This window comes from Pedobacter sp. KBW01 (assembly GCF_003852395.1).
Lineage (GTDB): Bacteria > Bacteroidota > Bacteroidia > Sphingobacteriales > Sphingobacteriaceae > Pedobacter.
The window spans coordinates 17662-35545 of sequence record NZ_QAJQ01000001.1 but is presented as its reverse complement, the minus strand read 5'-3'; the positions used below and the strand labels follow the sequence as shown (position 1 = coordinate 35545).

The window sequence follows — 17884 nt, the reverse complement described above, 5'->3', positions numbered from 1 at the left end:
TAACAACTAAAAAAGAACATCTAAAAGATGTTTTAACTTACTTTAAAAGCAGCAGAAACATCATCAAGACCTGTACTTGTTACTTTAAGATCTTTAATCAGTCCTGTTTTTAAACTATATACCCAGGCATGAACCGCCAATTCCTGGCCATTTGCCCAAGCACTTTGTACAATAGAAGTATGCATTACATTCGATGCACCTTCAATAGCATTTAATTCAACCAAGCGATCAAAACGCTGATCCTCATCTTTAATGGTAGCCATTTCGCGTTCGTGTGTACGATATACATCGCGGATATTCCTTAACCAGTTATCGATAATACCAACTTGTTTGTTGCCCAAAGCAGCCTTAACACCACCGCAACCATAATGACCGCAAACAATTACATGTTTAACTTTTAAAACATTAACCGAATAATCCAATACCGATAATAAATTCATATCGGTATGAACCACCACATTGGCGATGTTGCGGTGTACGAATACATCACCCGGTTTAGTATTTGTAATTTGATTTGCAGGTACGCGACTGTCCGAACAGCCAATCCATAATACCGGCGGGCTCTGTCCAGCTGAAAGTTTATCGAAAAAAGCAGGGTCGTTATCGATCATATCTTTAACCCAGTCTCTATTGCCTTGCAACAGGCTATCGTATGTTATATCTTTTGTTTCAATTGTTTTTGCACACATAACTATAATTTATTTATATCTTCTTCTACTTTAATATTTAATTTAGGAACAGCATAATGCTTCTGAATGTTTTCGAGGGTTACAATAATTCCTTTGGTATAGGCATTATGCTTGTAATTAAAAATGGTTTCCAAAACATCCGGATCAATAAACCTTGCATTGGTTCCATCAATAATTACATTTGTTTCTTTCGGTATATTCGTTAATACCACTTGTATTGCTGCTTTGTTTAAAAAGGAAACCTCTTCGGCGAGTTTAATCCTGATGTTCTTTTTATCACCTTCATTGGAAATGCGATAAAAGAAAGGGTTACGCATATTGGTACGAAGCAAATAGAAAATAGATACCAGCATGCCTACTGCCACACCTTTTAACAAATCGGTAAAAAGAACCGCAACAATAGTAACCACAAACGGCACAAACTGATCCCAACCTTTGTGATACATGTGTTTAAAAAGGCTTATCCTGGTTAATTTATATCCGGTTACCAAAAGAATTGCAGCCAAACAAGAAAGTGGAATCATATTAATAACCTGAGGAATAAATAACAGGGATAATAATAACCAGATACCATGAAAAATTGCCGACATTTTAGTCCTTGCACCAGCATTTGTATTTGCCGAACTGCGCACAATTACTGATGTTAGCGGCAAACCACCCAACATACCACTGGTCATGTTACCAATACCTTGTGCAACCAGCTCTCTATTTGTAGGCGATACACGCTTGATTGGATCGATCTTATCAATAGCTTCTATGCTTAACAAGGTTTCTAAACTAGCCACAACAGCGATTGTTAAAGCTACAATATACACATCCTTATTGCCTAGCGCAGAAAAATCGGGCATAGAAAACAATCCTAAAAATTCTCCAAAACCACTTACCACCGGAATTTTGACCATCTGATCGGCCCTAAGCTGGTGGTCGGTACCTGCAAAAACAAAGCTTCCTACCACACCAATAATAACTACAATTAACGGAGCAGGAACAATGGCTAGTTTTTTTAATTTTGGCCAAATCAGCAATACGGCGATCGAAATAACACTAATCAGTACTGCGGCCAGACTAAAATGGCTAATTGCTGCTGTTATTGCAGAGAAAGTATTTTCGTGATCTTGCTGAAGAAAACCTTCATCGCCACTAAAATCGCTATCTACCCCCAAAGCATGCGGTAACTGCTTCAATATCAATATTAAACCAATTGCAGCCAACATACCTTCAATTACGCTCGACGGAAAGTAGTTACCAATGGTTCCTGCCTTTACCAGGCCCAAAATCATTTGGAAAAAGCCTGCTAAAAACACTGCTAATAAAAAGGTTTGATAATTACCCAATGAGGTTATTGCACCTAAAACTATAACTGTTAAGCCTGCTGCAGGTCCGCTAACACTTAGCTGCGAGCCACTGCATGAAGCTACCACTATACCACCAATAATTCCGGTAATTAAACCGGCAAACAAAGGGGCTCCTGAGGCGAGCGCAATACCTAAACATAGCGGCAAAGCCACCAAAAAAACTACGATACTTGAGGGTAAATCCTTCTTTAAATTCTTTTTAAGAAAATATTTCTTCACATCCGTACCTGAAAAGGCCGGGTTAAACTTTTGCATAACAATATAATTATCTGGTAAATTTTAACGAATAAAATCGTGCGGAAAACCAAAATGCCATAACACGGCCACCATCCAAATGCTATATAGCATCAGATAATGAAAGATGGTTTATCCTGAAAAAACTAGATAAAGTTAGGAGGGGGGGTTGGAACAGTAGGGTGATATGGATCGACATATCGCTTAAAATGCTCTATAAAACTGCTCTTCAAAAAGAAATGACTTGAAGAGAACTCGTAAGCAAAAATAGGATGATTAAGTTCAATAAGTTTGAAATCGGTAAATTTCGCGGTGTCTTTGGCGGCATCCTTTCCGCCTTCATGCTCTAACTCAATTTGCATGATTACCGCGTTCATAATTTCCTTATCGATACTGGTACAAAATACCGGCGCACCAGAAATGCCCATCTTCGCCATGAAGATAAACATGAATGCTGAAACGATTAAATATTTGTACTTTCTTAAAAACATCGATTGATTTCTAATCTTATTCTAATGTGATGTTACAAAAATAAACGGATATTTGGTTTTTCAATGCTTTAAGCTGTAAAAAAAATGTAATATACTAAAAATTGACCATCATTTAATCACTAGTACTAAGTCTACCGGGTTTTTAAAAGTTGCCACAACAAGTCGTCTAATCAATTGTGGTAGTGTCTGAATGAAATTACATTCGCTCCCCTTGCAATACCGTTGTTAATTTTTAAATTTAAAATCTCATCGTTAGGCAATGGATAAAAAAATAGCATTACTTCAGGATAAAATAAAACAGGCTAGCCTTGGCGGCGGGCAATCCAGAATAACCAGTCAGCATAAAAAAGGTAAACTTACGGCCCGCGAACGCATTCACTTTTTACTTGATGAAGGCAGTTTTGAAGAAATTGGCATGATGGTTACCCACCGCAGTACCGATTTTGGTATGGAAGCCGAAAAATACCTGGGTGATGGCGTGGTTACAGGTTACGGCACGATAAACGGACGGTTAACCTATATTTTTTCTCAGGATTTCACCGTTTTTGGTGGCTCTTTGTCCGAAACACATGCCGAGAAAATTTGCAAACTGATGGATATGGCCATGAAAAATGGCGCACCATTAATTGGCTTGAACGATAGTGGCGGTGCACGTATCCAGGAAGGTGTGGTTTCTTTAGGTGGTTATGCCGATATTTTTTATAAAAACGTACAGGCATCGGGGGTAATTCCTCAATTATCGGCCATTATGGGACCTTGTGCTGGTGGTGCCGTTTATTCGCCAGCCATAACCGATTTTATTTTAATGGTCGAAAACACATCGTATATGTTTGTTACAGGGCCCAATGTGGTTAAAACCGTAACCCACGAAGAAGTAACATCAGAAGAGCTGGGTGGTGCAGCTACCCATGCTACAAAATCGGGTGTTACGCACTTTGCCTGTGCCAACGAAATCGAAGCCATTAACCATGTTAAGAAATTATTGAGCTATATACCTCAAAACTGCGAGGAAATAGCCAGTCACCTACCCTACCAACCATCTGATGAAACCCGGCCAGAGTTAAATACCTTTATGCCGGAGAATGCTTCGCAACCATACGACATCCGGGAGGTAATTGCTGCCGTTGCAGATTCTGATAGTTTTTTAGAAGTACATGCTGCTTATGCTGAAAATATTGTAGTGGGCTTTGCCCGGCTTGCTGGCCGTAGTATTGGTATCGTAGCCAATCAACCTGCCTATTTAGCTGGTGTTTTAGATAGTAATTCATCTACTAAAGCAGCTCGTTTTGTACGCTTTTGCGATTGCTTTAACATCCCATTACTGGTATTCGAAGATGTTCCCGGATTCTTACCAGGAACGGATCAGGAGTGGAACGGGATTATTACCAACGGGGCAAAATTATTATATGCCTTTAGTGAAGCTACCGTACCCCGTATTACAGTAATTACCAGAAAGGCTTACGGCGGTGCTTACGATGTAATGAACAGCAAACACATCGGAGCAGATATGAATTATGCGTGGCCAAGTGCCGAAATTGCTGTAATGGGTGCAAAAGGTGCAGCCGAAATTATCTTTAAAAGAGAAATTACCGCAGCGGAAAACCCCGAAGAAAAATGGCTGGAAAAAGAAAAGCTATACTCTGATATTTTTGCCAACCCTTACCGCGCTGCCGAGCGGGGCTTTGTTGATGAGGTTATAGAGCCTGCCCAAACCCGTGTTAAGTTGATAAAAGCTTTCAAAATGTTAGAAAATAAGGTGGTTAATAATCCAAGGAAGAAACACGGAAATATACCTTTGTAAGGATGGAATATGGATGAGGTAAGATGGTAGATGGATTGAACATAATGTACCATTTTACATAATTACATTTTACATAATGGAATATGAGTTGATCATGGTATTTCATTATCCACCTTACATAATACATTTTACATACTTTACATGTTAAAGCGAGCCGATATCATCCTGATGGCCTTTTGCACAGGTTTAATTGTTGCAAACATTTATTACTGCCAACCCTTGGTGGTGTTAATTGCCAAAGATTTCAATCTCACCGAAACCAATGCCGGAAAAATCACCTATCTCACGCAGATTGGCTATGCCTTAGGTCTCTTTCTTTTGGTGCCACTCGGCGATATGTTTGAAAGAAAAAAACAAATCCTGATCATTACTGGTCTGGCTATTTTCGCCTTGTTGCTTGCTGCACTTTCGCACACTTTCTTCATATTGGAAATTGCCTCGGTACTCATTGGTGCATGTTCTATTGTACCGCAGCTTATTTTGCCTTTGGCAGCCAACCTAAGTACCGACGAAAACCGTGGAGCCAACATAGGCATGATTATGAGTGGCTTACTGGTCGGCATTCTGGCATCGAGGGCTGTTAGTGGCAGTATTGGTTTTTGGCTAGACTGGCGGGCCGTTTATTACATTGCAGCAGGAATTTGCGCTTTGCTTATTATACTTATGGCCAAACGTTTCCCGCAGAGTTACCCAGCTTTTAAAGGAACTTATAAAGAATTGATGCGTTCTATGTTTGGCTACATCAAAAGCCAACCGGCTTTAAGAGAAACTTCGATCATTAACTTTTTGGCTTTTGCCATTATCAGTGCCTTTTGGACTACCATGGTACTTTTTCTGGCCAATCCACCATTTAATTTTCAGACACTACAGATTGGTTTATTTGGAATTGCTGGCGCCGCAGGCGCTTTGGCAGCTCCCCTGGTTGGTAAATTAAGCGATGGTGGCAATCCGCGTAAAAACCTGATGATTGGTTTTATCCTTCAGCTGTTGAGCATAGTTTTGTTTTACTTCACAGGTAGTCATTTATACTTATTTATAATCGGAATCGTATTAATTGATATTGCTCAGCAAGCCATCCATGTAACTAACCAAACCCGTATTTACACTTTAGTACCCGAAGCAAGAAATAGGCTGAACACCATATTTATGTCGGTAAGTTTTATCGGGGCAAGCTGTGGTTCGGCATTAGGCCTCTGGCTCTGGGGACAAGGTGGGTGGACCTTATTCTGTTATGGTATGACGGGAATTACACTAATTAATATTTTAATTTATAAATTTTACGGGCAAAGAAAGTTTACCAATGGTTCAAATTGAGCAAATATTCCCATCGCTAACCTGGCGTATCCGTCACGAGGCCATGTACCCCGACCAGCCGTTTGATATCGTAAAGCTTAAAGATGATTTTGAGGGCATTCATTTCGGACTATATGCCGATCACAAATTAACCAGTGTGGTTTCACTCTTCTATGAGGGTGATATTTATCAGTTCAGAAAATTGGCGGTACTACCCGAGGCGCAAAAACTCGGTTATGGCTCCAGATTAATGACCTATATGATTGATTTTTGTAAAATTCAAAAAGCGACAAAACTATGGTGCAATGCCCGTGTACAGACTAAGGAATTTTATTTTAAATTTGGCTTCCACGAAACGGATAAAATCTTCTCCAAAGATGGAAATGATTTCGTGGTAATGGAAAAAGAACTAACATATTAATTGACAAAGACAAGAAAGCACATAAAGCTATGCGCTTTGCACCTTGCTATAAAACAAATATCATATGGCTAAGAAAAAAGACGATGAAAAGAAAAAACATGAAACTGTAGTCACTAAAAAATCGTTACAGTTTTTAGAAGAATACATCAATAACCCAGCTCCTACCGGTTACGAATGGGAAGGGCAAAAAATCTGGTTAAATTATTTAAAACCATATATAGACGAGCATTTTATTGATAACTATGGCACAGCAGTCGGCGTAATTAACCCTAAAGCAGCCTACAAAGTGGTAATTGAGGCACATGCCGATGAAATTTCGTGGTATGTAAACTACATTACCGCCGATGGTTTAATTTATGTAATTCGTAACGGAGGTTCAGATCATCAGATTGCGCCATCAAAGCGTGTTAATATCCACACGGAAAAAGGCTTGGTTAAAGCTGTTTTTGGCTGGCCGGCTATCCATACCCGCCACGGTGAAAAAGAGCAGGCTCCTGAGTTGAAAAACATTTTTCTGGATTGTGGTTGTACCTCGAAAGAAGAAGTAGAAAAACTGGGCATTCATGTAGGTTGCGTAATTACCTACGAAGATGAGTTTATGGTACTAAACGACCGTTATTATGTTGGCCGTGCGCTTGATAACCGCGTAGGTGGCTTTATGATTGCCGAAGTTGCCCGTTTATTAAAAGAAAACAAGAAAAAACTTCCTTTTGGTTTATACATTGTAAACTCAGTACAGGAAGAAATAGGCCTACGTGGCGCAGAAATGATTGCACAACGCATTAAACCAAATGTAGCCATTGTTACGGATGTAACACACGACACTACAACCCCAATGATTAACAAAAATACTCAGGGTGATTTATCGGCAGGCAAAGGCCCAGTGGTTTCTTATGCACCTGCAGTACAAACCAATCTGAATAAATTACTGATTAAAACGGCAGAGAAAAACAATATTCCATTTCAGCGGCAGGCCTCATCACGTTCTACCGGAACTGATACTGATGCATTTGCATATTCAAACGGAGGTGTGCCTTCGGCATTAATCTCTTTGCCTTTGCGCTACATGCATACCACAGTAGAAATGGTACATAAAGAAGATGTAGACAATGTAATTAGCTTAATTTATGAAAGTTTATTAAACATTACCGACGGGCAGGACTTTAGAGAATTCAAATAATAGTTTCGGAAAATAGCTTTAAAAGGAGTTAGGTTTAAAACTTAGCTCTTTTTTTATTGGATAATAAACTGAAGCAAAGCTGGTTAAACAACATTTATCTTAAAACTTATAGCACTACGCTTTTTTCTATTATTGCCCAAATTATCTCTACATTGTTAAGCTATATTAATCAAATAGTTTATCCTTATTTATGAGATTAAGCCACAGAACATTAGACCTTGCCATTATATGCGATGACCATTGGGATGTGGTTTTTAATCAAATCGGGCTTGGTTTTTGGGAGTTGAGTTTACCAACGGGCATTCTTCGATCAAGCACATCTTTTAAAAAAAATTTCGGCTACCCTGCCGATGGTGTATTAACTTACGAAACAATACTGGGTTTAATCCTGCCCGAAGATCTTGATCGTGTTCAGGATGACATTGAACTAACCATTTCAAACGAGCAGCGCATTTATCATTCAATATACAGAATCCGCCGTCCGGATGGTGAAATCCGATGGATCAGGGCTGATGGAATCATGTCTCAGCCAGACGGCGAATCTTTAAAATTAATTGGAACCACAATGGATGTAACCGATCTGAAGAAATAGATTGTATTAAGTCAATCAGCCTTCATTAAGCGTTACCCAAACCGGCCCATGATCGCTCGTTTTCTCCCAGCCCCTCACCTGCATATCTACACCTGCCGATACTAATCTGTCGTTGGCGATTGGGTTAAGTAAAAAGTGGTCAATCCTTAAACCCGCATTACGACCGTAGGCATTACGGAAATAATCCCAGAAGGTATAAATGGTTTCATTGGGGTATAACTTTCTAATTGCATCTGTCCAGCCCTGCGCCAATAAATTTTTAAAAGCCTCGCGCGTTTCCGGACGGAATAATGCATCTTCAACCCAACGCTCTGGCTTATATGCATCCTGCTCAGTTGGGATAACATTATAGTCGCCTGCCAAAACAACAGGCACATCACTGGCTAAAAGTTTCGCTGCGTGCGCTGTAAAACGTTCAAACCATTGTAATTTATAATCGAATTTAGGCCCTGGCGCAGGGTTTCCATTGGGTAAATAAAGGCAAGCAATTAATACACCGTTTACCATCGCTTCTATATATCTACTTTGTAAATCTTCGGGATCTCCGTCTAAACCGCGTTTCGATTCTTTTATTTCTAGATTTTTGGCCAGTATAGCCACACCATTCCAACTTTTCTGTCCATGCCAAATGGCATTATAACCTGCATCTTTAATAGCCTGCTCAGGAAATTTTTCATCAGGGGCTTTTAGCTCCTGCAAGCAAACCACATCAGGCTGTGTCTCTTCCAGCCAACGCAATAAAACCGGCAAACGGCCATTCACACCATTTACATTATAAGTAGCTATCTTCATCTTATAAATCTCTGCAATAAAATTTAAAAATAGAACCAACAGCCCGTATTTTGTTTCAAAACCTTTGTAACGCTATTTAGAAGTGTTTATATTTAAAATAATTAAAGGTAATTTGAAAATTTGGTATTATCTTGCGCGTTAATCAAAAAGTACCCGCTCAATACCTATGCCTAAAGCAGTTTTAAATGTTCCCTCTGCCGAACCCAAGGATATCCGTTGGTTTTACGACAAGTATGCCGCCATGCTACTTGGCTATATTAATGGCATTGTTCAAGACCATCAAAAATCGGAAGACCATCTGATTACCATTCTTACTTCTTTTTCTGAAAATTTTGGCAGGCAAGAAAAAAGCCAGCTCAGTATATGGTTAGAACTCCGCCAATATGCACAAAATAAACTGGCATCGGTTACAGCAAAAGATTATCCTTTAGCGCCAAGCCTAAAAAAGAGCAATGGTAATCTGGATTTATTAGACGATTTACAAAAACAAATTTTTTGCGCAGTATATTATCACGGAAAATCTATTTCATACCTGGCCTTAACACTAGGTAGCGAAGAAGATGAAATCCGAAATCAATTGAAACTATCAATAGATAAAATGAGGAGGAGTCGTGGAAATTAAAAGAATTATTGAAAGTGGTTTAATGGAAACCTATGTAATGGGTATTGCCACTGAAGAAGAGGTTCAGAAAGTATTATTGCTAAAAAAAGAATACCCCGAATTTAAGGACGCCTTAGCAATCCTGGAACTTGACATGGAAGTTTTAGCTCAGGGTATGGCAATTCAGCCTCCGGCTGGTATGTTAGAAAAAATTGAGGTTGAGATAAACGAAATTCAACGCCGCAGCCAGACTGTACAAAAAGTTACCAGGCCAAATGCCAACCCTGATAATAATGAAAATTCCAAAGAAGAAAAATACATCGAGGTAGAAGCTGAATCGAACCAAATGCGCGTTAATAAAGCCTGGAAATGGGTTTTTATTGCCGTATTTATTTTGGGAAAAATATTTTTGGCCAGTGCGATTTATTTTTACCTGGAGAACAGGCAGGCGCGCGAGCAGATAAACGAATTAAAACTGGAGTTAAAACAAAAATAAAATAAAAAGAAGGTTTATTTCCACAAATAATCCACATTTTTAAAACCAATACTAAACTGAAATGTTTAGTTGTTTGATTCATTCATGTTTGAGCGCATGTTTGAGTTTAGATATAGGGATAGACTATTTAGTCTGTCCCTTTTTGTTCCATCTGCGCTAGGTTTAAACCTAATTTAAGCAGCCATATCGGCCTTATAGTTTTTAAGCATTTTCTTTAAAAGCCCTCTGGCAACATGTATTTTGGTTTTTACTGTTCCTAGTGGAATATCTAGTTCTGCTGCAATTTCATGATATTTATACCCTTCAAAATAACGGCAGAAACAAAAGCGACAATCTTCGGGTAGTGCATTTAACGATTTCTGAATATCTTCCATCATAAACTTGGCACTGCCACCGTTTGACGAAGCGCTTGGCGCAAGCTGTACGGATGTTAAATCTTCTTCCTGCTGTATGATTTCATTTTTGCGTTTTACCTTATAATAATGGTTAAGAAATGTATTTTTTAAAATGGTAAAAAGCCAGGCCCTTACATTGCTACCAAGTTCGAACTTACCCGAAAACCGGAAAGCTTTCATAAAAGTATCCTGTACCAGATCTGCCGCGTCATCTTCATCGCGGGTATAAGCTAAAGCGCGATCAAAAAGTGGCTGCCTGTATTGGTAAATGTCGCAATTGAAATTTAAAGTTTCCATACTTGGTTTTGGGGATTGATATACGTATTGAACAAATACAAGTGCTTTGTGTTATTTGTAGAAATACCCGATTTTTTACGGTTTATTTAAAACAGCAAAAAATACCCTCAAAAATTGACAAAAATGCTAGGCAACGTACCCATTTCGCATAGCAAAACGCACCAATGAAGCAGAGTTTTTAGTACCGGTTTTACTAATCAGAGCCTCTCTCTGGCTCTCTACAGTACGCCTGCTCAGGTATAATTTATCGGCAATTTCCTGGTTGGTGAGTCCTTCGGCAATGAGCTTTAACACGTTAATTTCGCGCTCTGAAAAGTTAATTCCGTTGCTCATATTCTGGGCTAGCATGTTGAGCTGGTTATTAAAACGTTCAAGAATGGAGATACATAAATCAGAAGAAAGGTAACGTTTTCCCTTCATTACATGTTGCAGGCAAAACAGCAATTCGTCTTCTTCTATGTCCTTTGATAAATAGGCAGAAGCACCTGATGTAAAGGCATTTGAAGCATATTTTTCATCATCTAAAATTGATAGTACAACCACTTTTACGGGGTATCCTTTTGTTTTAATGGTATTCGTTAGTGCTATACCATCGAGCTTCGGCATTACGATATCTGATAAAACAATATCAGCTTTTATTCCCTTTTCAAGAAGATCTAAAACGGCTAATCCATCTGATACTTCTGCTATAACTTTGATGCCTTCATATTTTTCAATAAGTGCTTTAAGCGAAGCCCGGATAATATTATAATCATCCGCAAGAATAATGTTAATCATAATTCAAATATAACTTACGGTATTTTAAAATTAAAAATGCCTACTTCGGGAGCTCAATATAGAAGGTAGTTCCAACGCCAACTTTGCTTGTAAACCAGATTTTTCCCCGATGTAATTCTACAATTGCCTTTATTATCCCCATCCCAAAACCACCAGATTCTTGCCCCTTTAAACCCGGCCTTAGGGTTTGCGGCAAGCGATCGAAAAGACCTGCCTGTAATTCGTCGGGGATACCGATGCCATCATCGGTTACGCTTATCAAAACCTTATTTTCATAAGCTTCGGCATGTAAACCAATATAACCATCGTCGGCTGTAAATTTTAGTGCATTCGAGATCAGATTGTTGATTACCTGCAAAAACTTCATACTGTCTAACTGCAGATAGATTTTATCGGCAGAACTGGTAAACTGGATGTTCTTCGTTCTGCCAAGCTTAGAGCGTTTGTAAAAACGAACCACATCCCTCAACTCCCAAACCAGATCAGCCCGCTCCTTTCCAATTTCTATTACCGACGACTTTAAGAATTCGCGGTTAATCATACTCCGCACCAATAACAAATTGCGCGCACACATATCTTTTATAAAACTCAAAGCTTCTATTACCTTCAAATCGCCAGTGTTCACTAATCTTTCTTCTATTGATGAAGCTGCAAATTTTATCATCCCGAGAGGCTCTTTTAAATCGTGAGCCAAAACCTCGAGGGTAATATTTTTACGAGAGTTAATTTGTTCAATATGAATTTTATTATGCCTCATTACTGTCGTATCTTCTACAATACCCAGTAAATATAAATCTGCGCCATCTGTGATGTTAAAAACACTGGCGCGTAAGTACTTTTCATGATCGTTGAACAGTAACCTGAACTCGTATTTTTTTTCAGCTTTAGCTTCCAGGCTCTCATCATAGCAGGATACCACATGATCGGCATCTTCGGGATGAATATTTTTTAACAACAATGCTGGTTTTTCAAGAATGTCTCCAGTCTCTAATTCCCAAATTTTCCCTATTGAGTTGTTGAGGTAAACGAAATCTCTCTTTTTTTGATCAAAAATGAAATATCCATCAGCAGATAAACCACCAAGCTTACAAAAAATATCTGTATTGAATTGAGCCATAATGTTCTAATTGGATAATTACCGGGCATTAAGGACGATGTTTTCCTTAAGTTACAACTAGAGTTCAAACAGCAGGGGAGCTAAAATGTTTTGGTTTGCAAAAATGGCAGAACCCGAATGTACTTTGCCGTTTTTTGAGATATTAACATTTTCCACAGGATGTGCAAAATTATTTTACATAACAAAACCAACTATTGCCTAAATTGTTATCACAATAGAACGATAAAAAAGTCCTGTGAGCGGGAGATCCGCGGAGGGCAGGCACACCATAAAAAGATCAAAAATCTTTTATCAATAGCCATCAAACAGGTGGCTATTTTTATTTAGGAAAGGAATCATTTCAGTAGTACTTTTTTACCGGTTTTGGCCGAAGTTTTAGCGGCCTCCAGAATTTTTACTACAATTAAGTTATTGGCCAATGACGACAAATCATTGCCGGGATCAATATCTCCCTTTAAAACAGCCGCTAAATAGTTTAAATGATTTGCATATACGGGGTTCAGGGGTTGTGCCTGATAAATCTGATAATCGCCCTTTCCCGTGGTTTTGCTTCTTAAATTCTTTTCATTAATGGCCTGCATATACCCTATTGTACCAAATACTTCCATATCTTTTATGCTAAACGGCCAGTTCCATGAAGCTTCGATAATTCCGGTAGCGGATGCATATTCGAGTAAAATGGTGGCGTCATCATCAACATTGGGATAAACATCTTTCTTAATTTGATGGGTAATAGCCGTAACTGATATTGGCTTCTGCCCATCCATTAGCCAGGTCATTAAATTTGCCCCGTAACAACCAAAATCGACAAGGGCTCCTGCCCCGTTTTTATTGGGATCGGTTAACCAGCTTAAAAATTCTTTGCTTACCCCAATTTCTTTAGGTCCCTGGTGCCCGTCGTGCACAATCATTTTCCGCAAAGGTCCAATACTATTAGTTTGTTTTACATTTTTATAAATTTCCTGATTGCTGGGATACCAGGTTGTTTCGTAATTGGTAAATACATGTATTTTATATTGGCTCGCCAATGCAGCCATACGTTCGGCTTGTTTTACCGAAATGGCTAAAGGTTTTTCGACCATTACCGATATACCAAGCGGTGCGGCTGCTTCTACCACTGCTAAATGATCGCTTATGGCATTATAAGCTAAAACAACATCTGGTTTTTTATGACGAAGTAAATCAGTAAGATTATGATAAAATACACTATCTGGTATTTTGTAACGGGTTTTAAACCTGTTTACCAGTTCTTGATTATTTTCGGCAATGCCAATGATATTAACATCAGCTTTCTGATAACTGTTCATGATCAGATATACATGATCGTGATTTAGTCCGGCTACGGCAACACTTAATTTAGCCTGCGCTAGCACTAAAAGGGAAGAAAGTAATAAACAAATAGTTAGGCAATTGAAGCGCAAAAGCAACTTAACAATGCAATAAGGTTCCCTGATCATATTTTCTAAATTGATTATCACCAAATTAGAAAATTTATGAACGCCTTAATTCAAACCACTTAAAATATTACAAGTTTGGGATAGGAGATGACTAAAAGGAAAAAATCAACGGGATGATTTAAATTTTCATTTAATAAAAGGTTACAACTCAAAGCTATTCATTGCTATTGATACAAAAATGTTTCAGATCTTCTATTCCTTAATGGGAATTCTTTGCTAATCTGATCGGTTTCATGTGATTCTTCTGTTACTAACAGGTCGTTGTACTTTTCTAATAAATGAATGTACTTATTCATCCAAAAATATACAGAATTAGAATCTGAACTGCCCTGTTTGCCTGGTTCGGCAATTTGACCCGTAGGTTCTGAACTGTACTTGGGAAAGGCTTCTGGAAAGGATGAAGAAAGATCCTGACCTAATAATTTGCCTACCTGCCAAATTACTTCATGTCCAATTCTGTCTTGACCAAACCAATTGTAAATTGTTCTGCGGCTTACGTGAAGTTTTCTAGAAAGTTCACTGATGCCCATGCGATCTCTGCGCACTAAGCGCTCAAGGATTTCTCCTTGTTTTAGTAGTGTTGTTGTCATTGAGATAATTAATTTTAATTTAAAAATAATTAAATCATATATCGGGGACGATTGACAGGTTAAATTTAAGAATTAGTGTGTAAGGTTGTATAAAAAGTGTTGATTTTTTGACATTTATCAAGTTACTTCAGCAAAATTGTGTGAAGCGGGCGCCAACCCTGCCTTATTTATAATCAAAACAATGATAAACAACGTCTTATCGGGCAAACATTAATATTTATAAGAATGCAAATTAATTTTTAAACTCTTATATTCATGATAAAAAAAGATATGGCACAGAATAAAACTACCGAAAACGAGTTAAGTGTTACTGATTTTATCAATACGGTAGCAGCTGAAACCAAACGCACAGATTGCTTTGCCCTATCGCACATTATAACCGAAACAACTGGCTTTAAGGCCAAAATGTGGGGTACTGCTATTGTAGGTTTTGGTAGCTACCATTATAAATATGAAAGTGGCCGCGAGGGAGATGCTCCCCTGGTTGGCTTCTCGCCACGCAAAGAGGCCATTGCGCTGTATCTTTCCGCACATTTTAAAAACCGAGATGAGTTACTTGCCAGATTTGGGAAACATAAAACGGCTAAGGCCTGCATATATGTGAAAAAAATGAGCGATATCGATATCCCTGTTTTAAGGGAAATGATCCTCAATTCTGTAGTACATATAAGCAATTTATATCCTTAATTTATTCACACTATAAAATGTGTCAAACTCAGTCCGGTTATTATACAACGCGATGTAAATAAGAAGTTACGCTGCAAATACTTAATTTTTACAATATTTGACTATTCCTTATTTCGAACAAACTAACTGGAAATGATTAAAAAACTACACCTCTATTTATGGATAGCGGGCGCTTGTATTTCGCTACATGCAACCGCACAGGATGCGGTAAGCTACAGAACCCCGCCTAAAGAAATTGCCGATTTATTACTGGCCAAACCTACACCGGGCGTGAGCATTGGTGGCAAGGCCGAATGGATCTTATTTAGTGAACGTAACTCCTATCCATCCGTAGAAGAGCTGGCTATGCCCGAATACCGCATTGCAGGTTTAAGGCTAAATCCGAATAATTATTCGCTAAGCAGACAAACGTATATCAACAATTTTAGTCTTAAAAACATCAAGTCTAACCAAACCTTTCCGGTTACTGGCTTGCCTACACCATTATTTGCCGGCAACATCAGCTGGAATCCATCGCAAAATAAAATTGCCTTTACCCATACCACACAAAAAGGAGTAGATCTTTACGTGATCGATCTGGCCACAAAAAAAGCTACAAAAACCAATAAAGCCTTTTTAAATGTAGTTTTAGGCAGTGGCATAACCTGGTTAAACGATAATACTTTAATTTACCGTACAGCAACTAAACCCGCAAGTGCTGCACCGGCCAAACCATTAATGCCTAAAGGACCAACCATACAGCAAAACCTGGGCAAGGCAGCACCAAGCGTTACTTATCAGGATTTAATTAAATCGCCTTTTGATGAGCAGTTGTTTGAGTTCTTTGCCACTTCGCAACTGGTAAAAAATACAGCAGGAGTAGAAACACCTATTGGAAAACCTGCTATTTATGGCTCAACCAGCTTATCGCCAGATAAAAACTATATATTGATAGAAACCATCCGCAAGCCTTTTTCTTATCTGGTTTCGGCCTATGGCTTTCCATCAACCGTTACCATTACCGATTTAGCAGGTAAAACTGTTAAAGTAATTGCAGAACTACCTTCGTCAGAAGGTACTCCATCAGGTTATGACAATGCACAAAATGTACCTCACGGATTTGATTGGCGGGATGATGAACCGGCAACGCTGGTTTGGTCTAAACCTTTAGATAGTGGCTTAATTAAAAAAGATGTTCCTTATCATGATGCAGTATATGCTATAAGCGCACCTTTTACAGGCACAGAGAAAGAATTGTTTAAAACGCAAACCCGTTTTCGTGGTATACAATGGGGCGATGCCAATCTGGCATTAATTATGGAAGGACTACGCAGTAAACAAACCAGCAAAGTAAGCCGTTATAACCCAACAACAGGTACCGTAGAAGAATTGTATAGCAGAAATCAAACCGATGCCTATGGTAACCCTGGTTCTCCGGTAACAACTAAAAACAAATACGGCCGTCAGGTAATTAAAACTGTAGATAACGGCACCAAGCTACTCATGAACAATCCGGTTGGCTCTTCAGAAAAAGGAGATTTACCTTTTCTAGCAAAGTTCGACCTGGCCAGCAAGAAAAATGAAATTATCTGGCGCAGTGCCGAAGGAACCTTTGAATATGTAAGCGAAGTAATTGATCCCGATAAGTTGGTGTTACTTACCCGCAAAGAGAGTCAGAAACTGGTACCAAATTATTTTATCAAAAACCTGGTTCTCCGCATTGCCGACAGGCCAATAACCGATTTCAGTAATCCCTATCCATCCTTAGAAGGTATTACCAAAGAAAAAATTTCATACAAACGTGCCGATGGAGTTGATTTAACCGGCGATTTATACTTACCAAAAGGATATAACAAAGAGAAAGATGGCCCGCTACCTGCTTTGATCTGGGCTTACCCGCGTGAGTTTAACTCTGCAGCTGATGCGGCTCAAATCCGAGGATCGAAAGATAAATTTACCGCTATTAGCTGGGCCTCGCCTATTTTTTGGGTAACCCGCGGCTACGCTGTTTTAGATAATGCCGAAATGCCAATTGTAGCTAAAGAAGGCAAAAAACCTAACGATACTTTTGTTGATCAGTTACAGTTAAATGCCGAAGCAGCCATTAATAAACTGGCCGATTTAGGCGTAGGCGACAAAAAACGTATGGCAGTTGGCGGTCACAGCTATGGCGCATTTATGACCGCGAACTTACTGGCGCACACCAATCTTTTTGCAGCCGGTATTGCCCGCAGTGGTGCTTATAACCGTACCTTAACCCCTTTCGGTTTCCAAAATGAAGAGCGTACCTATTGGCAGGCACCTCAGTTATATTATGAAATGAGTCCATTCAGCTATGCCGATAAAATTAAAACACCTTTACTTTTAATTCACGGCGATTCTGACGATAACCCTGGTACCTTCCCCATTAACAGTGAGCGTTTGTTTAATGCCATTAAAGGTGCAGGCGGTACTACCCGTTTTGTATTTTTACCTTACGAAGCCCACAGCTACCGCGGTAAAGAAAACCTGTTGCATATACTATGGGAGCAAGATCAGTGGTTAGAAAAATATGTGAAAAACAAAAAATAATTCTCGTCGACACTCACCGGTTAAAGCGCCTTCATTTGGGGGCACTTTTTTTGTTTACAGCGCTTCCAT

General features: G+C 38.9%; 18 protein-coding genes. 9 read left to right on the top strand and 9 right to left on the bottom strand.

All coding sequences use genetic code 11. The annotated features are described in order from the left end of the window. Positions 1-32: 32 nt before the first annotated feature. From can to DBR40_RS00145, 3 genes are all read right to left on the bottom strand, one after another. Positions 33-689, bottom strand: a complete 657-nt coding sequence (gene can / locus DBR40_RS00155) for a carbonate dehydratase (protein ID WP_124557793.1) — start codon at positions 687-689, stop codon at positions 33-35. A 2-nt stretch (positions 690-691) separates the two neighbouring features. Beyond that, positions 692-2299 (bottom strand): SulP family inorganic anion transporter, encoded by a 1608-nt coding sequence (locus tag DBR40_RS00150; RefSeq protein WP_124557792.1) that lies wholly within the window; start codon positions 2297-2299, stop codon positions 692-694. A gap of 125 nt (positions 2300-2424) precedes the next feature. Further along, the gene (locus tag DBR40_RS00145) at positions 2425-2715 is read right to left on the bottom strand and encodes a hypothetical protein (RefSeq protein ID WP_233603735.1); all 291 of its coding nucleotides are present in this window, start codon (positions 2713-2715) and stop codon (positions 2425-2427) included. Between the two features lie 313 nt (positions 2716-3028). Between DBR40_RS00145 and DBR40_RS00140 the strand changes: the two genes are divergently transcribed. The 5 genes from DBR40_RS00140 (at position 3029) to DBR40_RS00120 (ending at position 8056) form a co-directional block, all read left to right on the top strand. Then, complete coding sequence (locus DBR40_RS00140; protein WP_124557790.1) at positions 3029-4570, top strand: acyl-CoA carboxylase subunit beta; 1542 nt, start codon at positions 3029-3031, stop codon at positions 4568-4570. Between the two features lie 141 nt (positions 4571-4711). Then, complete coding sequence (locus DBR40_RS00135; protein WP_233603734.1) at positions 4712-5884, top strand: MFS transporter; 1173 nt, start codon at positions 4712-4714, stop codon at positions 5882-5884. After that, positions 5871-6284, top strand: coding sequence for a GNAT family N-acetyltransferase (locus tag DBR40_RS00130; protein WP_124557789.1), 414 nt, complete (start codon positions 5871-5873; stop codon positions 6282-6284). The genes DBR40_RS00135 and DBR40_RS00130 overlap by 14 nt, the downstream gene beginning before the upstream one ends. A gap of 64 nt (positions 6285-6348) precedes the next feature. Then, on the top strand, positions 6349-7464 hold the full coding sequence (locus DBR40_RS00125) for a M42 family metallopeptidase (protein WP_124557788.1): 1116 nt from the start codon (positions 6349-6351) through the stop codon (positions 7462-7464). 190 nt (positions 7465-7654) lie between these two features. Continuing rightward, positions 7655-8056, top strand: a complete 402-nt coding sequence (locus DBR40_RS00120; RefSeq protein ID WP_124557787.1) for a PAS domain-containing protein — start codon at positions 7655-7657, stop codon at positions 8054-8056. Positions 8057-8071: 15 nt separating this feature from the next. On the opposite strand, the gene xth is transcribed toward DBR40_RS00120, so the two are convergent. Further along, a complete protein-coding gene (gene xth, locus DBR40_RS00115) occupies positions 8072-8848 on the bottom strand; it encodes an exodeoxyribonuclease III (RefSeq protein WP_124557786.1) in 777 nt (258 codons plus the stop codon). Between the two features lie 166 nt (positions 8849-9014). On the opposite strand from xth, the gene DBR40_RS00110 reads away from it, so the two are divergent. Next, positions 9015-9470, top strand: a complete 456-nt coding sequence (locus tag DBR40_RS00110; RefSeq protein WP_124557785.1) for a hypothetical protein — start codon at positions 9015-9017, stop codon at positions 9468-9470. Continuing rightward, positions 9460-9945, top strand: a complete 486-nt coding sequence (locus tag DBR40_RS00105; RefSeq protein ID WP_124557784.1) for a hypothetical protein — start codon at positions 9460-9462, stop codon at positions 9943-9945. The genes DBR40_RS00110 and DBR40_RS00105 overlap by 11 nt, the downstream gene beginning before the upstream one ends. A 173-nt stretch (positions 9946-10118) precedes the next feature. Here the strand turns inward: DBR40_RS00105 and DBR40_RS00100 are convergent, their stop codons facing one another. The 5 genes from DBR40_RS00100 to DBR40_RS00080 all read right to left on the bottom strand — a co-directional run bounded on the left by DBR40_RS00100 (position 10119) and on the right by DBR40_RS00080 (position 14578). Further along, positions 10119-10637: an RNA polymerase sigma factor gene (locus DBR40_RS00100; RefSeq protein ID WP_124557783.1), complete on the bottom strand. Its 519-nt coding sequence runs from the start codon at positions 10635-10637 to the stop codon at positions 10119-10121. Positions 10638-10763: 126 nt separating this feature from the next. Further along, on the bottom strand, positions 10764-11414 hold the full coding sequence (locus DBR40_RS00095) for a response regulator (protein WP_124557782.1): 651 nt from the start codon (positions 11412-11414) through the stop codon (positions 10764-10766). Positions 11415-11454: 40 nt separating this feature from the next. Next, positions 11455-12531, bottom strand: coding sequence for a PAS domain-containing sensor histidine kinase (locus tag DBR40_RS00090; protein WP_124557781.1), 1077 nt, complete (start codon positions 12529-12531; stop codon positions 11455-11457). Positions 12532-12866: 335 nt separating this feature from the next. Further along, positions 12867-13988, bottom strand: coding sequence for a Gfo/Idh/MocA family protein (locus DBR40_RS00085; protein WP_124557780.1), 1122 nt, complete (start codon positions 13986-13988; stop codon positions 12867-12869). A gap of 164 nt (positions 13989-14152) precedes the next feature. Further along, positions 14153-14578, bottom strand: coding sequence for a hypothetical protein (locus tag DBR40_RS00080; protein ID WP_124557779.1), 426 nt, complete (start codon positions 14576-14578; stop codon positions 14153-14155). A gap of 255 nt (positions 14579-14833) precedes the next feature. Between DBR40_RS00080 and DBR40_RS00075 the strand changes: the two genes are divergently transcribed. Beyond that, positions 14834-15265 (top strand): DUF1801 domain-containing protein, encoded by a 432-nt coding sequence (locus DBR40_RS00075; protein ID WP_233603733.1) that lies wholly within the window; start codon positions 14834-14836, stop codon positions 15263-15265. A gap of 132 nt (positions 15266-15397) precedes the next feature. Then, complete coding sequence (locus DBR40_RS00070) at positions 15398-17815, top strand: alpha/beta hydrolase family protein (RefSeq protein ID WP_124557778.1); 2418 nt, start codon at positions 15398-15400, stop codon at positions 17813-17815. Positions 17816-17884 lie beyond the last annotated feature (69 nt).